Consider the following 20,077-nt stretch of genomic DNA (forward strand, 5'->3'; position numbering starts at 1 on the left):
GTTTGCGACCTAAAACCTAAAATCTCTAACCAAAAATCATCAAACGGTATCCATTGCCTCGAACTCAAACTTGATTTCTTTCCAGAGTTCGCAAGCAACAGCCAGTTCAGGGCTCCATTTGCAAGCTTCGCGAATGATGTCTCCGCCTTCGCGCATCAGGTTGCGGCCTTCGTTACGTGCTTGGACGCAAGCTTCCAAAGCAACACGGTTAGCTGCTGCACCAGGTGCGTTACCCCAAGGGTGGCCCAAGGTGCCGCCGCCGAACTGCAAGCAGGAGTCGTCGCCGAAGATTTCAACCAAGGCTGGCATGTGCCAGATGTGGATACCACCGGATGCAACTGGCATGACACCAGGCATGGAGGCCCAATCTTGGGTGAAGTAAATACCGCGGCTGCGGTCTTCTTCGATGTGGTCTTCGCGCATCAAGTCTACGAAGCCCATCGTGATGCCTTTTTCGCCTTCGAGTTTGCCCACAACTGTACCGGAGTGCAGGTGGTCGCCGCCGGACATCCGCAAGCACTTGGCAAGCACGCGGAAGTGGATACCGTGGTTTTTTTGACGATCGATCACGGCGTGCATGGCGCGGTGAATGTGCAACAGAATACCGTTGCGACGGCACCATTTGGCCAAGCTGGTGTTTGCAGTGAAACCACCGGTTAGGTAGTCGTGCATGATGATGGGGGTTTTGATTTCTTTGGCGAATTCAGCCCGTTCCATCATTTCTTCAAAGGTAGGGGCGGTTACGTTTAAGTAGTGACCCTTGACTTCGCCGGTTTCTGCTTGAGCTTTTTCAATAGCTTCTTGAACGAACAAGAAACGATCGCGCCAACGCATGAATGGTTGCGAGTTGATGTTTTCGTCGTCTTTGGTGAAGTCCAAACCGCCGCGCAGAACTTCGTAAACGGCACGGCCGTAGTTCTTAGCAGACAGACCCAATTTGGGCTTAATTGTACAACCCAGCAAAGGACGGCCGTACTTGTTCAATTTGTCGCGCTCAACGGTAATACCGTGAGGAGGGCCTTGGAATGTTTTCAGGTAAGCAATGGGAATCCGCAAGTCTTCTAAACGGAGAGCGCGCAGAGCTTTGAAACCGAACACGTTACCGACCAAAGAGGTCAGCAAGTTGGTGACGGAACCTTCTTCAAACAAATCCAAAGGATAAGCGATGAAGCAGATGTATTGGTTGTCTTCACCGGGAACTGGCTCGATGTCGTAGCAGCGACCTTTGTAGCGGTCGAGGTCGGTCAGGAGGTCAGTCCACACAGTTGTCCATGTACCGGTGGAAGATTCAGCGGCCACAGCAGCTCCAGCTTCTTCTGGGGGAACTCCTGGCTGAGGTGTGACGCGGAATGCTGCCAAAATATCTGTATCTTTCGGCGTGTAGTCCGGTGTGTAATACGTTAGTTTATAGTCTTGAACTCCGGCTTTATACCCAGCCTTTGATTGAGTTTGGGTTTGCGCGTAAGCCATATCTCGCTTCCTAGTATTCGCTTAATTTTTTTGCCCGATCGCAGGCTCTTAGAAATATATCAATAAAGTGGCGCACTGCAATTTTAATATTCTTTTAATCATCATAAGTATTGTTTATTTAGCTTTACATTAGGAAATTTTATGTAACATATCTTATCAAACAAAAGTGGCGAAGGATGCAGGGCTAAGGGTTGGGGATCGATGAGATTTTAGATTTTAAATTTTAGATTTTAGATTGGAGAAGGAGAAAAAATTAGTCATAAATACTTAAATCATGGTGGAGATCGATTAAATTTTAGATATTAAATTTTGGGTTGAGGGTAGGAAAAAATTAGTTATAAATACTTATAGAACTCCAAAGGTACGTTGTTGGGCTTTAGCCCTCTTCTAATATATGTAAAGAGGGCTGAAGCCCAACAACGTACCTAAAAGTCGGCAGCATAGCACATAATATGGACAGGACTTGTGCGGCAAACCGGGTTTCTGCGTTAGCTGCACGTAAGTCTACTATGGATATCTAGTCCCATCTTTACTCTGGTTGTGCCTCACCCCCCTTCACAAGCCGTCCACTGCATCAATCCAGATTGCCCAAGGCCTTACCCTCAGACTTGGGGCAACAATTTTTGTCAGAGTTGCGGGACTCCGCTGCGGCTAAAAAATCGCTACATACCTCTACAAGGGCTCGGTACTGGGGGTTTTGCAGCTATCTACACAGTTTGGGACGCAGAAACTCAAACCGAGCGCGTCCTGAAATTGTTGCTCGAAACTTCTCCGAAAGCGCTAAAACTGTTCGAGCAAGAAGCTTGGGTTTTGGCTATTTTGCGGCACCCTGGCGTTCCAAGAGTTGAGCCGGACGGTTATTTTCACGTGCAAACCCAAAATTTCGGAGGTGCGGATGGAAATGCCACAGGGAGGCGCTTGCCTTGTTTGGTAATGGAAAAGATTCACGGCAAAACTTTAGAAGAAATTCTCGAAGATCACCCTCAGGGATGCCCGCAGGAATGGGTGTTTAGCTGGCTGAGTCAAGCTGTGCAAATTTTAGAAGAGTTGCATCGGTGTCAGATTATTCACCGCGACATTAAACCCTCCAATTTGATGCTGCGAGACCCGGAGTCGCCCCAAGTGTTGCTGAGCAAGGGTTTGGGCGGTTTGCAGTTGGTGGCGATCGACTTTGGGGGAGTTAAACAGATGGGCGGTGGGGAACCGGCGGGGAAAGATTCTCCTTCTTCGACGCGGTTGATTTCGCCTGGGTACAGCCCGCCGGAACAAATTGTGGGCGGCGGTGTGGTACCGGCGACGGATTTTTATGCGCTGGGGCGGACTTGCATTCATTTGCTGACGGGGAAGTATCCGGCCGAAATTGAAGATCCGATGACGGGGGAGTTGCGGTGGCGACATATTGTGTCTGTGAGTCCAGCTTTTGCGAATTTGTTAGATGATATGGTGCGATCGAATATAAAGCAGCGTCCGGCTTCGGCGTCGGATGTTCGATCGCGCTTGCAGGATATTTATGCTAAGAGTAAGGGCAAAATTGCGTTAGCGCCTGTCAGTCAAGCTATTGTGGAAGTTTGCCGGCAAGTAGTGGTAGCGACGGCGCAAAAAACGGCAAGTTTGACAGTTTTGGTGTTCGGTGCGATCGCCCAAATTGTAGTAGCTTCTCTAGATACGGGCTGGGAAATGGTGCTCGGTGGGGTTGGCGGAAGTGCAGGGGCGATCGGCGGTTTGGTTTTGGCCTATGCTTCGCCTATTGGCCCGGAATTTGCGAATTTTTTGAATGAAGGTTTGCACCAATTAATTCCTTATATGAGTTTTGATGTCGGCCCGGAAGTGCTCTTGTTTGCTTTTGCGGGCTGGGGCACTGCGATAGGTTTGACGGATGCGGGGAGTTTTCGCCAGCAAAAACAGTATTGGCTGTCGGGATTGATGGGTGCTCAGGGCTATTTGTTAGCGAGTTTGTGCTGGATGGAAGCGACTGCTTTTAGCGGCGTGCAGGGGATTATTTTGGGGGCATTTGCGATCGCCACTTTAACGATCGGCATGGGTTTGCGGAGTCACCAATTAGCGCACGCTTTGGTGGTGGCTGGTTGTTCGACGGGAATGTTTCTGTTTTTGAATGCTTTGAGCATTTTTCCAGGGAGTTTCTTAGGGATTTTGGATCTGTCGTCTGGTGCTTCCTTCGGCTGGTTGCAGATTGGGAGTTCAATTGCATTTTTTGGTTTGTTGGGAAGTGCGATCGGGCTTTGTTTGGGAGTCAGTCATTATTTAGTTGTGCCTTTGTTAAGGTGGTTGGGTTGGAAGTAGGAATTAACTAATTAAATATTCAACATTTCACCTCAAATTCAGATCCCCCTAAATCCCCCTTAGAAAGGGGAACTTTGAGAAGGCTCTTGTCCCCCCATCGTAGGGGCGGTGCCCCCGTGCCCGCCCTCTCTCGGCTACGAGGAATCTCCGGGTTTTAAAACTCTTGTGGGGTAGGCTTATAGCGGTTCTCACAAAGATGAGGTACGTTGTTGGGCTTGGGCCCTCTTGGTTTCAGCGGTTATACAACCTGCCAGTCATACCTCATCTTTTTGAGAAAGGCTTCTAGCCCGCCCCAAAATCTACAATTTAGAGGCTAGACAGCTTATAATCCAATACGGTTTACTGGTATACCGCCCTGAGGGTAAAACCCTATGATAAATAGATACGGAGATTGCTTCGTTCCTCTCTTCGGACTATTCTAAGTAAACCGTATTGGTGTATATAGCGGTTCTCAGAAAGATGAGGTACGTTGTTGGGCTTGGGCCCTCTAGTCTGGATGGTTATGTAAGTTCTCAGTCATACCTCATCTTTTTGAGAAAGGCTATATAAGCAGCAACTGTCAAAATTATGCGATCGCGTAGATTCATAAAATAGCAACAAAACTGGTTATTTTATTTGATAGTTAATTGGGCTGATTTTGTACGATCGCCCATTTTACCCGCAATCGCAATCTTTCCGGGGCGCAGCGCTCGAAACGTGCCCGGTTGCGCGCCCATATGATGAAAGGTGCGATCGAGTAACGGCCGCGAATTCGGAGGCTTGGTTGGCGCACTAGGCCCCGGTTCCTGATAATCTGGAGTCCGCAGCCCGAAAGTTAATGGGGGTAGCAAATTGCCTTTTGAATCAGAGGCGATCATTTCAAAGGTAATGCGATCGCCCACGCGCACTGTCGCCACTTCTGGCTGAATCCGAACATCCCAATCTGGCGGATAAACAACACCAGACATCAAGAGTGTTTTTTGTCCTGTTTTTGCCAACACGGTAAACTTTCCCGGCGCAATACCCGTCACAGTTCCATCTTGGGAAAGTTGGATAACTTTGGTATCTTGTGATGACCAAACTGCTGGTTTTCCAAACGATGCGAGTTCTGATACTCCGCAATCGGAACCGCTGCCTTCCCCAATTTTTAGTTTAACGTTTTTACCTGAAATTAAAGGGTTGACATCTTCAAATTTGTAAGCCAGACAAGGAGTTGTTTTAAAGATACCGAGAGTGGTTTTAAAGATGCCTGCCGTCACCACGATCGCATCCCACGCGGTACAACCAATCGCTACTAATACTAACGCGACTGCGGTTCCATAGCCGACGGTGATTATTTTTTGTTTTCGATCAAACTGATGCCAGTCTCTCATTGTTCTTTCGATCGCACTTTCCTCAAAAGTTACTTGCCTCTAAGGGCGATCGATCTATTTCTGTATGCCAAAAACAAAATTGGCATAGGGTTCGATAAAATATATTAAAATTTCGATATTGTCTAGTGCGAGCTTCTAGATCGCACTGTATGGTTAATCGATCGGATATAATATCATGGTAGACTAGATATTTGGTGAATCAGGTTTTATAAGTTTGCGAACTGTTGACAAATAGAAGTCCAATGATACTTGAAACTGATAGATTGATTTTGACACCGATTGTAGAGAACGATCTCAACAAGCTGCACGCCATTTTTACCGATTCCTATGTCAGGAGATATTTGTGCGACGGTCAAATTTGGTCGCTAGATCCAGTGGAAGAAATGATCGAACAGAACGAACAACTGTTTGGAGAAAAGAAATTCGGCTTGTGGTTTATCGAGAGAAAGAGCGATCGCGAAGTTATTGGATTTGTGGGGTTGTGGTATTTTTTTGAGGAACCGCAGCCGCAGTTGGTTTATGCGCTGTTGCCGAAAGCTATTAAAAAAGGCTACGCTACTGAAGCATCCACCAAAATATTAGAGTATGGTTTTGATGGACTTGGATTAGATTATCTGGTTGCAAGTTGCGATCGCCCAAACATTGAATCATGCAAATTAGCAGCCAGACTCGGGATGAGACAAGTAGAAGAAAGGATTGTCAATGAAAATCCCATATTATTCTTTAGAATCGATAAGTAGTAATTAGCAGTCAGGGCGCAATGCACAAATGGCTTTCGGTGGTGGGAATTGGCGAAGACGGACTTTCGGGATTAAGCGCGATCGCCCTTTCGTTACTCGATCGATCTAAAATCATTGTCGGTGGCGCCCGTCACCTCGCAATGCTACCAACCGACGACACCCGCGAAAAATTAGTTTGGGCTTCACCATTACAAACAACAGTTGACAGCATCATCAGCCGTCGCCCAGAGTCTGTTTGCGTGCTCGCAAGTGGCGATCCGATGTGTCACGGGATTGGTGTCACGCTGTCGCGCCGGATTCCGATTTCGGAAATGACTGTGATTCCCGCAGCATCCGCTTTTAGTCTGGCTTGCGCCCGTTTGGGTTGGCCGTTGGCGGATGTTGAAACTTTCAGTTTAACCAATCGCCCGATCGCCTCGATCGCACTTTCTCTGTATCCGGGAGCCCGATTGCTGGTGTTGAGTGCCGATCGACACACGCCGGGAAAGGTTGCCCAATTGTTGACACAGCGGGGGTTTGGTAGCAGTTTGATGACCGTGTTCGAGCGGATGGGAGGGGAGGGGGAACGGCGGATCGAGGGGGTTGCAGCAGCTTGGAATGCGACGGATTTAGCCGATTTGAATGCGATCGCCATTGCCGTTACAGCCGATCGCGAAACTCTGATTGTTTCCCGCACCTCCGGCTTACCGGATGCAGCCTATCGCCACGATGGACAGTTGACGAAACGGGAGGTTAGAGCCGTTACGCTGTCGGCGTTAGCGCCGATTCCGGGGGAGTTGCTGTGGGATGTGGGGGCGGGCTGCGGTTCGATCGCGATTGAGTGGATGCGGAGTCATCGGGGTTGTCGGGCGATCGCGATCGAGCGCCATCCAACTCGACTGCAATACATCGCTGAAAACGCCTCTAATTTGGGTGTTCCCGAACTCAAAATTATCGCGGGAGAAGCACCGGATGGTTTAGCAAATTTGCCTCAACCAGACGCTATTTTCATCGGTGGTGGTGTCACCGCAGAGGCTTTGCTAGAAAGTTGTTGGAATGCTTTAGGTGAGGGCGGGCGATTGGTTGTGAATGCGGTAACTGTTGAAAGCGAATTTAAGGTTTTGCAGTGGCATTCTTTGCACGGTGGGGAACTGATTAGAATTGGGATTCAGCGGCTGGGGGCGATCGGTTCTTTTCAAGGTTGGAAGCCGCTTGCACCGGTGACTCAGTGGGCGGTTGTTAAGGGGTAATTCCGATGATTAAATAGGAATATTTAACCGCAGAGAGCGCAGAGAACACAGAGGAAGAGATGAGAGAGATGAATCATTATAAGTTAGCGATTCAGCAAGATATTATTGTGCAGCTTTTGGCACAGTTGACGGTTGACTATCAAAACACTAAATCAGAGCGCAAAGAGATAGCTCAGAGCTATCTTGGTTCCGAGGAAGAGTTTTCGTTTCTGGAGGAGCTGGAGTTAGTGACAGTCAGTATTCGCGGTTATGCTAGTCAGATTCAGGGTAGTCAAGGGGTTGAGGATCGTGATGAAGCGATCGCTTCTTTACATCAGCTTAGGGTGTTCGATCGTTCTGCGATCGCTCAGTTTTATGATGAGACGCGATCGGGCTATCTTCAAATGCGATCGTACATCCGAATGCTAGACTATTTGCGGCTGCTGGTGTTGGAGTATTTGTAAATGGAATAGAGAAGGAGTTTTGCAAAGAAGATGAACGATAAAGAAATAGCAACCGCATTTAAAATCCCAGCAAAAATGCCATTTCTTGAGGCTATCTGCTGGCAAATTGCTAATGTCAAAAATCTGACTTTCCCGGAAATGCTATGTCGCTACGAATCTGGCTGGCATTATTGGGGAGTTTTGGGAGAACCCAACTCTGAGGAACTAATTTTTATTCAACAAATTAGCCAACACTATCAATCTTGGCTGGTAGCGGAACTATTAAGCATTTGCCAGCCACAAAAAACAGAAAAACGGGTAAATTTGCAACTAATGTTTAAGCGCGAAATTCATCAAAAAATATTAACTGTACTCAGCCACTTGAATGTCGAGTTTTTGCAGGAATGTCGCGCTTATTTTGGTGGCGGAACCCTGATAAGTATGGAACATGGGGAATATCGGTTAAGCCGGGATATTGACTTTATGTGTCCGATGGATGGCGGCTACAATCTCCTGCGCCGAAAAGTGGCAGAAGCAGGCTATGATGCGATATTTGCTAATCGCGAGGGCATTTTTCTCCCCAACGATATTCAATCAAACCAATACGGCATCAGATTTCCAGTTATTGTGGATGGCACTACCATTAAATTCGAGATGGTTTGTGAAGGGCGAATTCAGTTTGGCGAACCAAATTATCCTAATTGGTCGCCTGTTCCTTGCTTGAATCAAATCGATAGTATAGCAGAAAAACTGTTAGCAAATGCCGATCGATGGCCGAGCGATCTGGTAAACTCTAGAGATTTAATCGACTTGGCAATTCAAAGGTTAGCGAGTCCGATTCCCCAAGAGGCGATCGACAAAGCTGAAGCAGCTTATCAAGTTATGAAACCGCTAAATCGAGCGATTCAGTATTTCCAAGAGCGTCCCGATTATCGGGAAAAATGCTATGATATTTTAAGTATTGCAGAACCAGAGCGAGTTATTGACGGTATCGATTTATTAGCTCAGGATTTAGGTAGGAAAATCACAGTCAGGACATTTAGGGAGACTATTTCCTCGTTCCCTGGCTCTTTCTCGTAAGATCGTGTCCGGTCGATCGACCACGATCAAACTGGTTTGTAGTGAGGACTTTAGTCCTTCTTCTGTCAAGGACTAAAGTCCTCACTACAAACCTTATCGATCGTGGGTAATCGATTTAAAACACCTGAATCCAGATAAGTTAGTTTACCGGACACCGCAGCCACCTCGACGATCGGCAATTTCTTGCTCTAACTCCACTTCATTGAGGAGTTTCATACCGTTGGCGATCGCCCGTTGGCGAAGTTTCCACAGGGTTTGACCGAGTTGTGTTTTGGGGGTAAATTCTGGTGAAGATTTGAGCGCTAGAGCTTGGGTAAACTGAAGGACTTTTGCGCGATCGGCGGGGGCAAGTTCGCGCCAGTATTGTAAGAGAAGTTGTTCGGGAGGCCTGGAAAACTTTTGACCGTAACTCTATAATTTATTTTAATCTTTTACAATCGATCGGGTCAATGCCATTGGCGATAAAAATCTAGTTTATTCCCATAATCTTTGAACAGCATAAGCATCAAACATTTCATCACGGCTGACTAAAACTAAAGAATGATTAATGGATTGGGCAATTAAAATGCGATCGAATGGATCGCGATGATGGAATGGTAGGTTGCGAACCCGTACAGTATCCGCAAATGAAATTGGCAGTAACAAGATGCCAGCAGCAGGTAACTGAGCTTCGATGTCTGCATAGTCTGCTTGCAGTGTCAGTTTACCAATGCTGATTTTGATGGCAATTTCCCAAAGACTGGCAATACTCAAATAGACTCTATCGGCGGATTCAATCTGCTCTTTCAATGCAACTGATAGGTTAGGAGCATTTTCTGAAAACCAAATAAAAGTGTGAGTATCGAGGAGCAATGCACTCATTCCATATACTCCTGGAAATCCTCTAATGGTGCATCAAAATCATCAGCAAGGGGTAAGACAAACGTGCCTTTCATCATCCCTGCTAGACGTTTCTTTTGAGGAGGATTTACGGCCACCTCATTATTTGCATATTTTGCTGCTAAGAATTCTACATAGTGCAGCACTTCCTGTTTCAGGGAATCTGGTAATTTGACTAAGGTTTCTAGGATTGTGGTTTCTAGCATTAGATCGCCTCTTGCTGGATAAAATTATGATAACAATCACAAAGCAAAACTTACCGATCGCTTCCAACTTCCGCCAAATGCCAGAATATCATCCCATTTTCCGCATGACTGAGCAAAATCCCCAAATCTTCCAGGCTTTCTAGACAGTCGAGAATCACTTTTTGTTTGCGGCTGGCTGCTTTGAAATGGGCGGTAACTTGGGCTACTGTCCATTCGCCGCTTTGGGTGCGAAATAAGTCGCGGATGGCGAAAAGTTGCTCTTTCAGGGTTTTGGGGAAAGGTTGTTGTTCGGTAGGAATGACGGCGATTTCGGTTTCGGTTATGATACCTGCAAGGGATGGTTGGATGTAGGTTTCGCCGGGGGCTTGGTAGTCGGGACGCAGCCAGCGAATGAGTCCGTTGCGTTCTTCTTCGGCGCGTTGGGCGTTGAGGGTGACGAGGTTTTCGAGGATTTGGTCGTCGGTGAGGGTTGCTTCCCAACCATAGGCGACAAAGACGGCGCTATCGAGTTCGTCGTGGATTTGTTTGAGTGTGGAGACTAGGGCTTTTTGGTTGAAGGCTTTGTCTTTGTCGTCGAGGGGTTCGGCTTTGCGGAGTTTTTCGACGAGGTTGTACATCCCGGTGATGGTGACTTCGGGGTGAGTGGCTTGGACTCGTTTGCGGTGGCTGTCGAGGCGTTCTCCGAGTTCTCGGATGGTTTGTTTTTGGGGGTCGGTTGGAGTGGGAAAGGGGAAGGGGTCGAAGCAAACGGTTTTGTTGTAGCGCGGATCGTTTCCAACACCCAATCTTCCACCTGCTGCCAGTGACCAAGTAACATGAACTCGACTAGAAAGAACTCCTAGGAAATAAGCATCTTCAAGGGCGAATGTTACTAAAGTGCTATCAGGTAAAATATCATTTTTAATAAAACTAAAAGATTGATGTTTTGTAGTTTCAGGAATCGCTATATATCGATGTAAACCATTAGTTGATTCTCGAAATTGAGGTCTTGGATGACCGATAACCCACCAGAATTCCCTAAATACTTTATTCCGATTTTGATCGCGCTCAGGCTTAGCAAAATCTAAAAGATATTGATATAAGTTGGGAAATTCTAATTTCAGTTTATCTAAAGATACACCAAAAAGATCTATTACATAAATTCCTCTAGAACTCTGAACAATGTCGCGCCCATTAAGATAAGGACGTATATAATCATTTAGGTTTTCATCTCTTCCTAGCCCTAGTTCAATTGCTTTATCTTTAGAGACCTGAAAGGCAGATCCTATAGTCTTCATTCCAACCGAGCAAAGAGATTTATTGGAGTTGAGAGATTTGGTTAAAGTTAGATCAGTACCAATAGATAAATCTGAATTGATTGCACCTATTTTTGTTGTGGTCTGACAAACTAAATCGTCAGTTTCATCAGAATCGCTAAATTCTTGTATAACGCTCATTAGTTTCCCAAGAGATTTATCATGCTGCCCAGCGGTCATAGCAATCCGAACTGCTGCACCATCTTTAGAATCAACCCAAGGGTGGTCAGGAACTGCAAAAATTAATGATATCGATGGATCGGATTTAAGCTTTTCTTCGACAATACGACGTACAAAAGTTTGCTTAATGGTGTTAGTTGTAATCATTCCAAAACGTTTCACTGCTCCATTGCGAGTCAGATCGGCAGAGTGATTCCACCACCACATGACATAATCACTAGCTTGAGGAACATTAGACCAGGCTTTTTGTAAAGCATCTACATAGGTATCACCTAACATTTCACGCATTCTTTTTGATCCAATAAACGGCGGATTCGACACAATATAATCCGCCTCTGGCCATTCTGCCGCCCTTGCATTCAAATACCGATAAATTGTTACTTGGTTTGTCGGATCGGGAATATCTTCTCCCGTCACCGGACTTTTCATCATCCGTCCGCCCCAACGACTTCGCACTTTCCCCGCCGCATCAACATCTGGTTCGATCGCATCATAGGCCAACACCGCATCCCGGCATTCAATATTGTTGTACTCCCGCAACACAGGCTCGATCGGCGGAATGTCGCCAAACCGCCGAAAATGCCACTGCAAATACCCAATCCAAATCACCAAATCCGCGATCGCCGCCGCCCTCGGATTAATCTCAATTCCCAAAAACTGACTCGGATTAACTTGGGCAATATCCAACCGCAACTGCGCCGCGCCGGTAACATCCTCCAAGCGCCGCAACACCTCCGACTCCAACCCCTTCAACAAATCCAATGTCACGTACAAGAAATTCCCCGATCCGCACGCCGGATCGAGAATCTTCACCTGTTGTAACTCCGTCAGAAATGCCTCTAAAACTGCGATCGCCTTTTTCCTTTGATTCGCAGTCGGTTCCGATTCCCCTGCGTTCAGCAACTGTTTAACCTCCGCTTGTACCGCAATCCAGCGATCGCCCAAAGGTTCCATCACCACAGGCTTTACCAACCGTTCCACATACGATCGCGGCGTATAATGCGCCCCCAACTTACTCCTCTCCCTAGAATCCAGCGCCCTTTCCAACAAAGTCCCAAAAATCGCAGGTTCCACATTACACCAATCCCGCTTCGCCGCCTGTAACAACACTTCCAACTGCGCCTTTGTCAACGCAAACGCCTGGGATTCGGCAAACAATCCGCCATTAAACCGCAACAGTTGGCCGTGAAAGCCAAAACTTGTCCCCTCATTCATCGCCACCCACAGTGCCTCTACCTCCGGTTTAAACATCTTTGGATTGAGAATCCATCGCGTTTCCAGCGCCTGGGTAAACAGATGTTCCTTCAGTAACCCCACATCCTCAGCAAACATGGTGAAAATACAGCGCATCAAAAACTGGGCGACTTGCTGCGGATCGACATTCGCCTCCATCCGCTTCGCCAACTCGGCCAAATCCGCCGCCACTTCCCGCGTCACCCGCGCTGCAATCTTCTCTGGATTGCGCTGCTGCGGATTGCTAAATATATCGACAAACAAATCGAATACATCAGCTTTTTGCAACTCGGCTAATCCAATTTCTCGCCGCGCCCCATAGCCGCCATAATCGCCGCTAAAACCCATCCACAATTCAAAATGATCGCCAATGTCGCAAGTTAACAAAAACGGCGGTTTGCTGCTGAGATTGCGCGTATAAGCAACTGCTTGTACAAAGGCTTTTTCCATCTCTCGCAAATAGGTATTTGTCCCCCGCTTTGCCGTTCCCTTGTTACTTGTCGTTCCGCCCTGTTTAGCTTCGATTAAAAAATGTTCGGCTTTGTAAAAATCCACAAACCCCGGAGTTACTTTGCCACTGGGATGAAAGATTTTGAGATCTTTGTCAAAGCAGTAGGGATCGTTGGGAATTCTACCTTTATCCATTGGGCGATCGACTCCCAGCGCATCGGACATTTCCGCAAAAAATAACTGGTAGTTTGCGCGTTCATTGCCGCTAGAACCTGTCCAGCGCGTGATGAATGTTTCGACTCTGGTGCGATCGGCTTCATTCATGTTTCAATCCTGCTGCTGGTTTTATAGGAATAATCATATCAAATCTGGTAGCATCGTCCTGTATTCATCTCTCTATTCTCTCCCTCTGTGTCCTCTGTGTTCTCTGCGGTTAAACCATTCCGATGCAACCGGAAACGAGTTCACAAGGAAATTATGAAATTCTCTAATTCTAAATTTAAAAAAAATAGGTTGGGTTTAACATAAGTAAACCCAACCTATTAATAATGAAATCAAACTTCAGAATTTAGCCTTGATTCACAGCAGTCGGTTTTAAACTTTCCTGTGACTTCGATTTAACTAAACTATTTTGAACTTCCACAGATTCCTGAATCGGTTTCCGTGCCTCAATTAGCTTCAGAGCTTTTGTGACACCTTCAGGTAAAATCACTACCAAACTGCCAGCCGGTGCTTCGTCTAAAGCCTTGTTAACCGCAATGGTTTCGTCGAGAATCAATTCGTATTCAACTTTAGATCGATCGGCTGTTCGTTCGGAAATTGCCTCTGCAATCCCCTGACAAATGAACTTGGCTACAACACCGGGTTCTCGCCCGCGCCGATCCAGATCTTCTTTGACAATAATGCGATCGAACATTTCGGCCGAAAGTCTACCCAACGTCACAAAATCCTCATCTCGTCTGTCTCCAGGAGCACAAACTACCCCGATCCGCATTCCTTCCCAATTCTGCACGAAACTGCCCAAAGCTTTGTAGCTGTGAGGGTTGTGGGCGTAGTCCAGCAAGGCGTGATAGCTGCCCAAATTAAACAGGTTCATCCGTCCGGGAGTTTGGCCAACCGATGCTTGGAAGCTTGACAAAGCAGTCCTAATATCTTCTATTTTCACTCCCTGAGCAAAAGCCGCCAAACAAGCCGCTAAAGCATTGGCAATCATAAACGGCGCGCGCCCGCCCATCGTCAGCGGTACGTTCACAGCCTGCTCAATTCTCAGCGTCCAATCGCCTTTGAGGATCGACAAATAGCCGTTTTCGTAAATTGCTGCCAGCCCGCCCGCAGCGGTGTGTTTGGCAACCAATTCGTTGTCTGGGTTCATTGAAAAATATGCAATTTGAGCCTTGACACGCTGCGCCATCTGTGATACTAGCGGGTCGTCTGCATTCAAAACTGCATAGCCTTTGGGCATTACTGACTCGACGAGGACGCTCTTGAGTTTGGCTAATTGTTCCACGGTGTCGATGTCGCCGATTCCCAAGTGATCCGCCGCGACGTTCAAGACGACGCCGACATCGCACTGATCGAAGCCCAAGCCCGATCGCAAAATTCCGCCTCTAGCCGTTTCCAGCACCGCCACTTCCACGGTGGGATCGGACAAAATCAAATGAGCGCTTTGCGGCCCGGTATTATCTCCGCTTTCGACTAAATATTCGCCGATGTAAGTGCCGTCGGTAGTCGTGTAGCCGGTAATTTGACCGGTTTGCTTGACGATGTGGGCCAGCAGGCGAGTGGTTGTAGTTTTACCGTTGGTTCCCGTCACCGCTAAAATCGGCACTCGGGTGGGTTGAGGCGAGGGGAACAGCATATCGAATACTGCGCCGGCGACGTTGCGGGGCAAACCCTGGCTCGGGGCGACGTGCATTCTGAAACCGGGTGCTGCGTTGACTTCGACGATGACGCCGTTGACATCGCGCAGCGGTACGGAAATATCGTCTGTTACTACGTCAATGCCGGCGATGTCTAAACCGATGATTTTGGCGACTCGGGAAAATAGCCAGACGTTTTCGGGGTGAATTTCGTCGGTGCGATCGACTGCAATGCCACCGGTACTGAGGTTTGCTGTCGCGCGCAAGAATACTCTTTCGCCGGCCGGCAATACCGAGTCCATCGCGTAGCCTTGTTTTTGCAGCAAATCGAGGGTCAATTTGTCGATCGTAATTCGGGTGAGCACGTTGTCGTGTCCGTCTCCCCGCTGCGGATCGCGGTTTACTTCTTCAACGAGCTGTTCTACTGTAGACTTGCCATCTCCCACAACGTTAGCGGGGACTCGTTCGGCGACTGCTACGACTTGTCCGTTGACTACTAATACTCTGTGGTCGCGCCCGGTGTAGTAGCGCTCGACAATCACACTCTTGGTTTTTGAGGCATTGCTGGCTAAATCGTAGGCTTCTTCTGCTACTTCCCAGGAGTTGATGTCGATCGTAATTCCGCGGCCGTGGTTGCCGTCTAGCGGTTTGAGGACGATCGGATAACCGCCCACATCTTCTATTGCTCCTTCCAGTTCGTCTAAATAATTAATCACCGTCCCTCTGGGAACCGGTACGCCAGCAGCCCCGAGGATATTTTTGGTACCTTCCTTATCGCAGGCTAGTTCTACCCCCAAAACTCCCGTGCGGTTGCTGAGAGTTGCCTGAATCCGCTTTTGGTGCACCCCGTAACCGAGCTGAATCATAAACCGGGCGCTCAAAGGTATCCAGGGAATGCCCCGCGCTTCTGCTTCCTTGATCAGTGTTTCGGTACTCGGGCCCAGGGCCGCCGACAAAGCAAACTCTCTGAGATCTCTCAAATCTTGGGCTAATTCCGCTGCTGGATAGCTTCCAGTATCGGCAATGCTCTGGCACATCCGCACGCCCGCCCGGGTGGCATAGCGACCTGCTTGTTCGTTTTGATACTCGATTACTACTTGGTAAATGCCTGGGGTAGCAGTCTCGCGGGTGCGACCAAACCCGACCGGCATTCCTGCCATTTCCTGAAGTTCTAGGGCTACGTGTTCGATGACGTGTCCCATCATTGTGCCTTCTCTGACCCGTTGCAGGAAGCCTCCCTGATGGCCGGGCGAACAGTGATGGTCGTCCAAACTCGGGAGTGTGGCGGTCAACCCTTCGTAGAAGCCAGGAATTTCAGATGTGGTTTTATCTGCCAACTCCTCTAAATCCAGACGCATGAGGACGAGTTTGTGGCGTCTGATGCTCCAGTAGTTGGGGCCGCGTAACGTCTGGATTTTAAGTATTTTCATGACTTTCAGAGGGGTATGGGTCGCTAAATCTTATAGGTAATTGCAGCATTTATTCAATTTGGAGCTAGATTGCTCGATCGACTGTTCGCTGCGAACAGTTTTGCATTGAATTTCCAGTTATAGGCAGCCAGCGAAAGAAAATTAATGCCCCAGCGATCGGCTAGAAACAAGTACAGGTCAAGGGCAGAAACTAGAAGCCAGAAGGTAGAATAAGACTGTGATTCTACCTTCTGGTGTCAGCCCGTCGCTGCTTTGGAATACATCCTTCTGTTGTATCTTTGATTGGGCCCAAATGCCGCATACTTTCTGCCCGATCGATGACTCTGATATTCTGCGTTAGTTTGCTGTGCGGCATTCCAAAGGCCAGCCAGACTCGGAACAGGCTGCCGATGGCATTGGTTTGCCTAGGGGCATATTGTAGCAATCTCCGTGACACAAGACGTGCAAGCGCATATTGAACAGACTTAAGGGTTCAGTCGCTGCTACCATTGCCTCGTTGGTATAAAAATTATCCCTAGAATCAACAATAGTCACCGTGCCTTTACCTAGAACCTTCATAGTATCGTCTCCCTCAAACAAAGCGCAGGTATCTTCGTCAATACCAATAGCGATGCGATCGGGATGGCAAGCAACAGCCGACAACAAGCGAGCCATGCGGTTGCGGTTGTGAAAATGCTGGTCTACGATGATATCGGGAATAATGTTAAGTCCATTTGCCATGTCTACCAAAGAGCGGTTGGGTGACGCGCCGCTTCCGCCACCTGCAATCATGTGATATCCCATCACCGCAGCACCCGCACTGGTACCGGCGAGGGTAATCTTCCCTTCCAGAGTATATTCGCGAATTTTTTCCATCAGCGGAGTGTCCGCCAGCAGCCCGCAGAGCCGCAGTTGGTCGCCACCTGTGATGAATACGCCCGTACAGTCTTCCAAGTAATCTTTCCAGACGGGGTTTTCGCCTTGTTCGCGTTCGCGGATGTCAATGACTTTGACGGCGCTCACGCCCATTTCGTCAAATATGGTGCGATAGCGGTTGCTAATTCCTTCGGGATCTCGGGAAGCGCAGGGAACGATCGCCAGCCGAGCGTTTGTACCCCCAGCACGGCAAAAAAAGGTATTCAGAATCTCTCGCCCGTGAACCTTGTCTTCGGCTCCTCCGATGACCATAATCGAGGTTTTCGTGCGCTGGGAAAGATTGTGTTCTAGGGCTTGAGATGTCAACTGCTGCATGGTGTGTCTTCCTCTGTGAGATGTGAAATTAAATTTTGCCGTGCCTGTGAGTACAATGGGGCTTTTTAAGAGTAAATATTTTTTGGTGCGAGTAAGGTGCCATCGCGCGATCGCGCAGTTGTTTAAGGGCGATTTTACAAAAGTCACCGTCCTGAGAACAGATGATTGTTGTACAAAATCGGCTCGCGGACAAAGGAAGAGAATTTAAGTGGCAAAAATTCTCAGAAATTATAAGAAATTATAAAGAATAAAGCAATTACTGAAAACCGATCGGCCTCTCCGGGTCAAACTAGAGGTGATGTATCAATAAATTCCAATAATTGTGCGATTTGACGTTGTTACCCTGTTTCCAGAATTTTTCCTGGCTCCCCTAGCGTCGGGACTCATGGGCAAAGCCTTAGCTAAAAATATTGCTGAGGTAAATTTTGTCAATCCCCGCCATTTTACCACAGACAAGCACCAGCGAGTCGATGACGAACCTTACGGGGGCGGAGTGGGGATGCTGATGAAGCCGGAACCAATTTTTGCTGCGGTGGAATCGCTACCGGTTTTGCCGAGGCGGGAGGTGATTTTGCTGACTCCCCAGGGCGAACCGATGCAGCAGCCGATGTTTCGGGAGTTCGCCACCGGGCGCGATCAGTTGGTGTTGATTTGCGGTCATTATGAGGGTGTGGACGATCGAGTGCTGCACTTGGTAACTCGCGAGGTGTCTCTAGGCGATTTTGTGCTCACCGGGGGCGAAATTCCGGCCTTGGCTTTGATTAATGGGGTTTTGCGATTGTTGCGGGGAACTGTGGCGAAGGAAGATTCGCTGAAATTTGAGAGTTTTGAAGACGGACTTTTGGACTATCCGCAGTACACTCGGCCGGCCGATTTTCGGGGATTGAAGGTGCCCGACGTGTTGCTATCTGGTAATCACGCAGAAATTGCTCGCTGGCGCAAAGAACAGCAAATTGAAAGAACTCGATCGCGCCGCCCGGATTTGCTAGCGGATTAATTAACTGTAGGCTGTGGGCTGTGGGCTGTTGACATTTTTGATTTAACACTTCTGATTTTTTCCCAGAGAATTTATGCTGAAAAATCAACTTTTGTGCTGTTGGGCGATCGCCTTTTTCCTCGCGGGTGAAGTTACTCTAAATTTAACTCCCAGCAGCGGTGGCAAATGGTTAAATATTAACCAGGAAGCTTTGGCCAGAAGCAGCGGTGGCAGCAGTGGAGGAAGTAGTGGCGGGCGATCGAGTTCTTCTAGTTCTTCTTCCAGTTCTTCTTCCAGTTCCAGCCGTTCTAGTTCTTCTACTTCTTCTACTTCTTCTACTTCCAGTAACAGCCGATCGAATAGTGCTGCTAGTTCCAGTCCCAGCCGCCCCAGCAACAGCGGCAACACTGGGGGAAGAGTTCGCAGCGGCTCTTTTGACAAGCCCGCCGCACCTGCACCTGTCGCCGCACCTAACCCTCCGATTCCGCCACAATCTAGCAATAACAGAACTGTAATTATCCAGCAGCGCACCTATAATTCAGGGCCGAGTTATATAGTTCCTTACAATTCCGGTAACGGTCAACAAAATACAGGTTCCAACCAACAGCCCGCAAGTAATCCAGCACCAGTTACCACTGACAATAATTCGGGCGACAGCGATACCAGTTCGCCATCTTCAGAGACTCTCGATAACAGTCAGCAAAATATCGGTTCAGAGCAACAACCAGCCGTCAATGCACCAGCACCAATTACCACTGATAATAACTCGAATAGCCCTCCGAGTTCGGAATCTGATGATGATTGGAAATTTGTCGTGTTTTGGCTGTTTGTTGCTGTAGGTTGTGTTGCGTTAATTGCTTACTGTATTTACTATTACCGACAAGACCCTGCGAAAAAATCTAAAAAACACATTTTTGCGGTCACTAAGTTGCAAATTGCCATGTTAGCAGAAGCTCGCGAAGTCCCAAGTCAGTTAACTGAATTGACGTTAAATTATGATACAACAAATGCGAGTCAACGTGCGGAGTTTTTGCAAGAATCTGTCTTGATTGTGTTGAGGAATCTGGAAAATTGGACTCACGTTTGTGCGAATTCTCAGATAGTCGAAAGTCGAGAAAAAGCAACGCAAATATTCAATCAAATTTCCATCCAAGAACGCAGCAAATTAAGTGTGGAAACTTTGAGTATGGTGAATGGCGATATCCGTCACAGACAGTCTGTTAGTGCTGGCGACGAAGAGCCTGGAGAGTATATTGCAGTCACGTTTTTGATAGGAACAGAGGATAGCCGACCTCTGTTTGGAGACATTCGCGATGTTGCGAAGTTGAAAGCAGTGTTAGAAAAATCGGCGGCGACTCCTGCCCAGAATCTACTGGTTTTAGAGGTGATTTGGAGTCCGCAGCAGGAAACCGATAGTTTGACGGGCGATGATTTGTTGGGTGCTTATCCGGATTTGATTCGGGTTGCTTGACGACCCAGGGCTCAGCTAGCGTTTTAGTTTGGCAATTTTTTGGTGTTTTGGGCGATCGCTCTTTTGGTTGATATTTGTTAGGATTTCACGAGCAAATAGTCAATTCGTACAAGCCTGGATTTTGCGGACTGAAGTCCTCACTACAAACCTGGATTTTGCGGACTGAAGTCCTCACTACAAACCTGGATTTTGCGGACTGAAGTCCTCACTACAAACCTGGATTTTGCGGACTGAAGTCCTCACTACAAACCTGGATTTTGCGGACTGAAGTCCT

14 protein-coding genes are annotated in these 20,077 nt (G+C 47.8%); 7 read left to right on the forward strand and 7 right to left on the reverse strand.

The genetic code is table 11. From position 1 onward, the window contains the following. Positions 1-39: 39 nt before the first annotated feature. Entirely contained in the window at positions 40-1,470 is a 1,431-nt protein-coding gene (locus tag QZ938_RS12955) for a form I ribulose bisphosphate carboxylase large subunit (protein WP_293154026.1), read from the reverse strand. Positions 1,471-2,010: 540 nt separating this feature from the next. On the opposite strand from QZ938_RS12955, the gene QZ938_RS12960 reads away from it, so the two are divergent. Next, entirely contained in the window at positions 2,011-3,771 is a 1,761-nt protein-coding gene (locus QZ938_RS12960) for a serine/threonine-protein kinase (RefSeq protein ID WP_293351779.1), read from the forward strand. A gap of 611 nt (positions 3,772-4,382) precedes the next feature. Here the strand turns inward: QZ938_RS12960 and QZ938_RS12965 are convergent. Next, positions 4,383-5,123: a hypothetical protein gene (locus QZ938_RS12965; RefSeq protein ID WP_293351777.1), complete on the reverse strand. Its 741-nt coding sequence runs from the start codon at positions 5,121-5,123 to the stop codon at positions 4,383-4,385. Positions 5,124-5,365: 242 nt separating this feature from the next. Here QZ938_RS12965 and QZ938_RS12970 point away from each other — a divergent pair, with 242 nt between their 5' ends. From QZ938_RS12970 to QZ938_RS12985, 4 genes are all read left to right on the forward strand, one after another. Beyond that, entirely contained in the window at positions 5,366-5,863 is a 498-nt protein-coding gene (locus QZ938_RS12970) for a GNAT family N-acetyltransferase (protein ID WP_293154035.1), read from the forward strand. Between the two features lie 20 nt (positions 5,864-5,883). Beyond that, entirely contained in the window at positions 5,884-7,092 is a 1,209-nt protein-coding gene (cbiE, locus tag QZ938_RS12975) for a precorrin-6y C5,15-methyltransferase (decarboxylating) subunit CbiE (protein ID WP_293351775.1), read from the forward strand. Between the two features lie 68 nt (positions 7,093-7,160). Continuing rightward, positions 7,161-7,535, forward strand: coding sequence for a hypothetical protein (locus QZ938_RS12980; protein ID WP_293334149.1), 375 nt, complete (start codon positions 7,161-7,163; stop codon positions 7,533-7,535). Between the two features lie 30 nt (positions 7,536-7,565). After that, the gene (locus QZ938_RS12985) at positions 7,566-8,594 is read left to right on the forward strand and encodes a nucleotidyl transferase AbiEii/AbiGii toxin family protein (RefSeq protein ID WP_293351773.1); all 1,029 of its coding nucleotides are present in this window, start codon (positions 7,566-7,568) and stop codon (positions 8,592-8,594) included. Positions 8,595-9,068: 474 nt separating this feature from the next. Here QZ938_RS12985 and QZ938_RS12990 read toward each other — a convergent pair whose 3' ends face one another. The 5 genes from QZ938_RS12990 to QZ938_RS13010 all read right to left on the reverse strand — a co-directional run bounded on the left by QZ938_RS12990 (position 9,069) and on the right by QZ938_RS13010 (position 17,356). After that, positions 9,069-9,455 carry a type II toxin-antitoxin system VapC family toxin gene (locus QZ938_RS12990; RefSeq protein WP_293351771.1) on the reverse strand — a complete coding sequence of 129 codons (387 nt, stop codon included), beginning with the start codon at positions 9,453-9,455 and terminating at the stop codon, positions 9,069-9,071. Beyond that, positions 9,452-9,679 (reverse strand): DUF2281 domain-containing protein, encoded by a 228-nt coding sequence (locus tag QZ938_RS12995; RefSeq protein ID WP_293154055.1) that lies wholly within the window; start codon positions 9,677-9,679, stop codon positions 9,452-9,454. The genes QZ938_RS12990 and QZ938_RS12995 overlap by 4 nt, the downstream gene beginning before the upstream one ends. Positions 9,680-9,729: 50 nt before the next feature. Next, positions 9,730-13,161: a DNA methyltransferase gene (locus tag QZ938_RS13000; RefSeq protein WP_293351769.1), complete on the reverse strand. Its 3,432-nt coding sequence runs from the start codon at positions 13,159-13,161 to the stop codon at positions 9,730-9,732. A 244-nt stretch (positions 13,162-13,405) separates the two neighbouring features. After that, positions 13,406-16,126, reverse strand: coding sequence for a cyanophycin synthetase (cphA, locus tag QZ938_RS13005; RefSeq protein WP_293351767.1), 2,721 nt, complete (start codon positions 16,124-16,126; stop codon positions 13,406-13,408). Between the two features lie 336 nt (positions 16,127-16,462). Continuing rightward, entirely contained in the window at positions 16,463-17,356 is an 894-nt protein-coding gene (locus QZ938_RS13010) for a cyanophycinase (RefSeq protein WP_293154067.1), read from the reverse strand. 322 nt (positions 17,357-17,678) lie between these two features. On the opposite strand from QZ938_RS13010, the gene trmD reads away from it, so the two are divergent. Together trmD and QZ938_RS13020 are read left to right on the forward strand one after the other, a co-directional pair. After that, on the forward strand, positions 17,679-18,353 hold the full coding sequence (gene trmD / locus QZ938_RS13015) for a tRNA (guanosine(37)-N1)-methyltransferase TrmD (RefSeq protein WP_293154070.1): 675 nt from the start codon (positions 17,679-17,681) through the stop codon (positions 18,351-18,353). Positions 18,354-18,426: 73 nt separating this feature from the next. After that, positions 18,427-19,803, forward strand: a complete 1,377-nt coding sequence (locus QZ938_RS13020) for a DUF1517 domain-containing protein (protein WP_293351766.1) — start codon at positions 18,427-18,429, stop codon at positions 19,801-19,803. Positions 19,804-20,077 lie beyond the last annotated feature (274 nt).

Origin of the sequence: Microcoleus sp. CAWBG27, from assembly GCF_020883145.1 — a bacterium.
GTDB lineage: Bacteria > Cyanobacteriota > Cyanobacteriia > Cyanobacteriales > Microcoleaceae > Microcoleus.

Bases quoted from the DNA above. Each gene is read 5' to 3' on its own strand.
- cbiE (WP_293351775.1), top strand. From the start codon at position 5,884: ATGCACAAATGGCTTTCGGTGGTGGGAATTGGCGAAGACGGACTTTCG.
- QZ938_RS12990 (WP_293351771.1), bottom strand. From the start codon at position 9,455: ATGAGTGCATTGCTCCTCGATACTCACACTTTTATTTGGTTTTCAGAA.
- QZ938_RS13010 (WP_293154067.1), bottom strand. From the start codon at position 17,356: ATGCAGCAGTTGACATCTCAAGCCCTAGAACACAATCTTTCCCAGCGC.
- QZ938_RS12965 (WP_293351777.1), bottom strand. From the start codon at position 5,123: ATGAGAGACTGGCATCAGTTTGATCGAAAACAAAAAATAATCACCGTC.
- QZ938_RS12970 (WP_293154035.1), top strand. From the start codon at position 5,366: ATGATACTTGAAACTGATAGATTGATTTTGACACCGATTGTAGAGAAC.
- cphA (WP_293351767.1), bottom strand. From the start codon at position 16,126: ATGAAAATACTTAAAATCCAGACGTTACGCGGCCCCAACTACTGGAGC.
- QZ938_RS13000 (WP_293351769.1), bottom strand. From the start codon at position 13,161: ATGAATGAAGCCGATCGCACCAGAGTCGAAACATTCATCACGCGCTGG.
- QZ938_RS13020 (WP_293351766.1), top strand. From the start codon at position 18,427: ATGCTGAAAAATCAACTTTTGTGCTGTTGGGCGATCGCCTTTTTCCTC.
- QZ938_RS12995 (WP_293154055.1), bottom strand. From the start codon at position 9,679: ATGCTAGAAACCACAATCCTAGAAACCTTAGTCAAATTACCAGATTCC.
- QZ938_RS12980 (WP_293334149.1), top strand. From the start codon at position 7,161: ATGAATCATTATAAGTTAGCGATTCAGCAAGATATTATTGTGCAGCTT.
- QZ938_RS12985 (WP_293351773.1), top strand. From the start codon at position 7,566: ATGAACGATAAAGAAATAGCAACCGCATTTAAAATCCCAGCAAAAATG.
- QZ938_RS12955 (WP_293154026.1), bottom strand. From the start codon at position 1,470: ATGGCTTACGCGCAAACCCAAACTCAATCAAAGGCTGGGTATAAAGCC.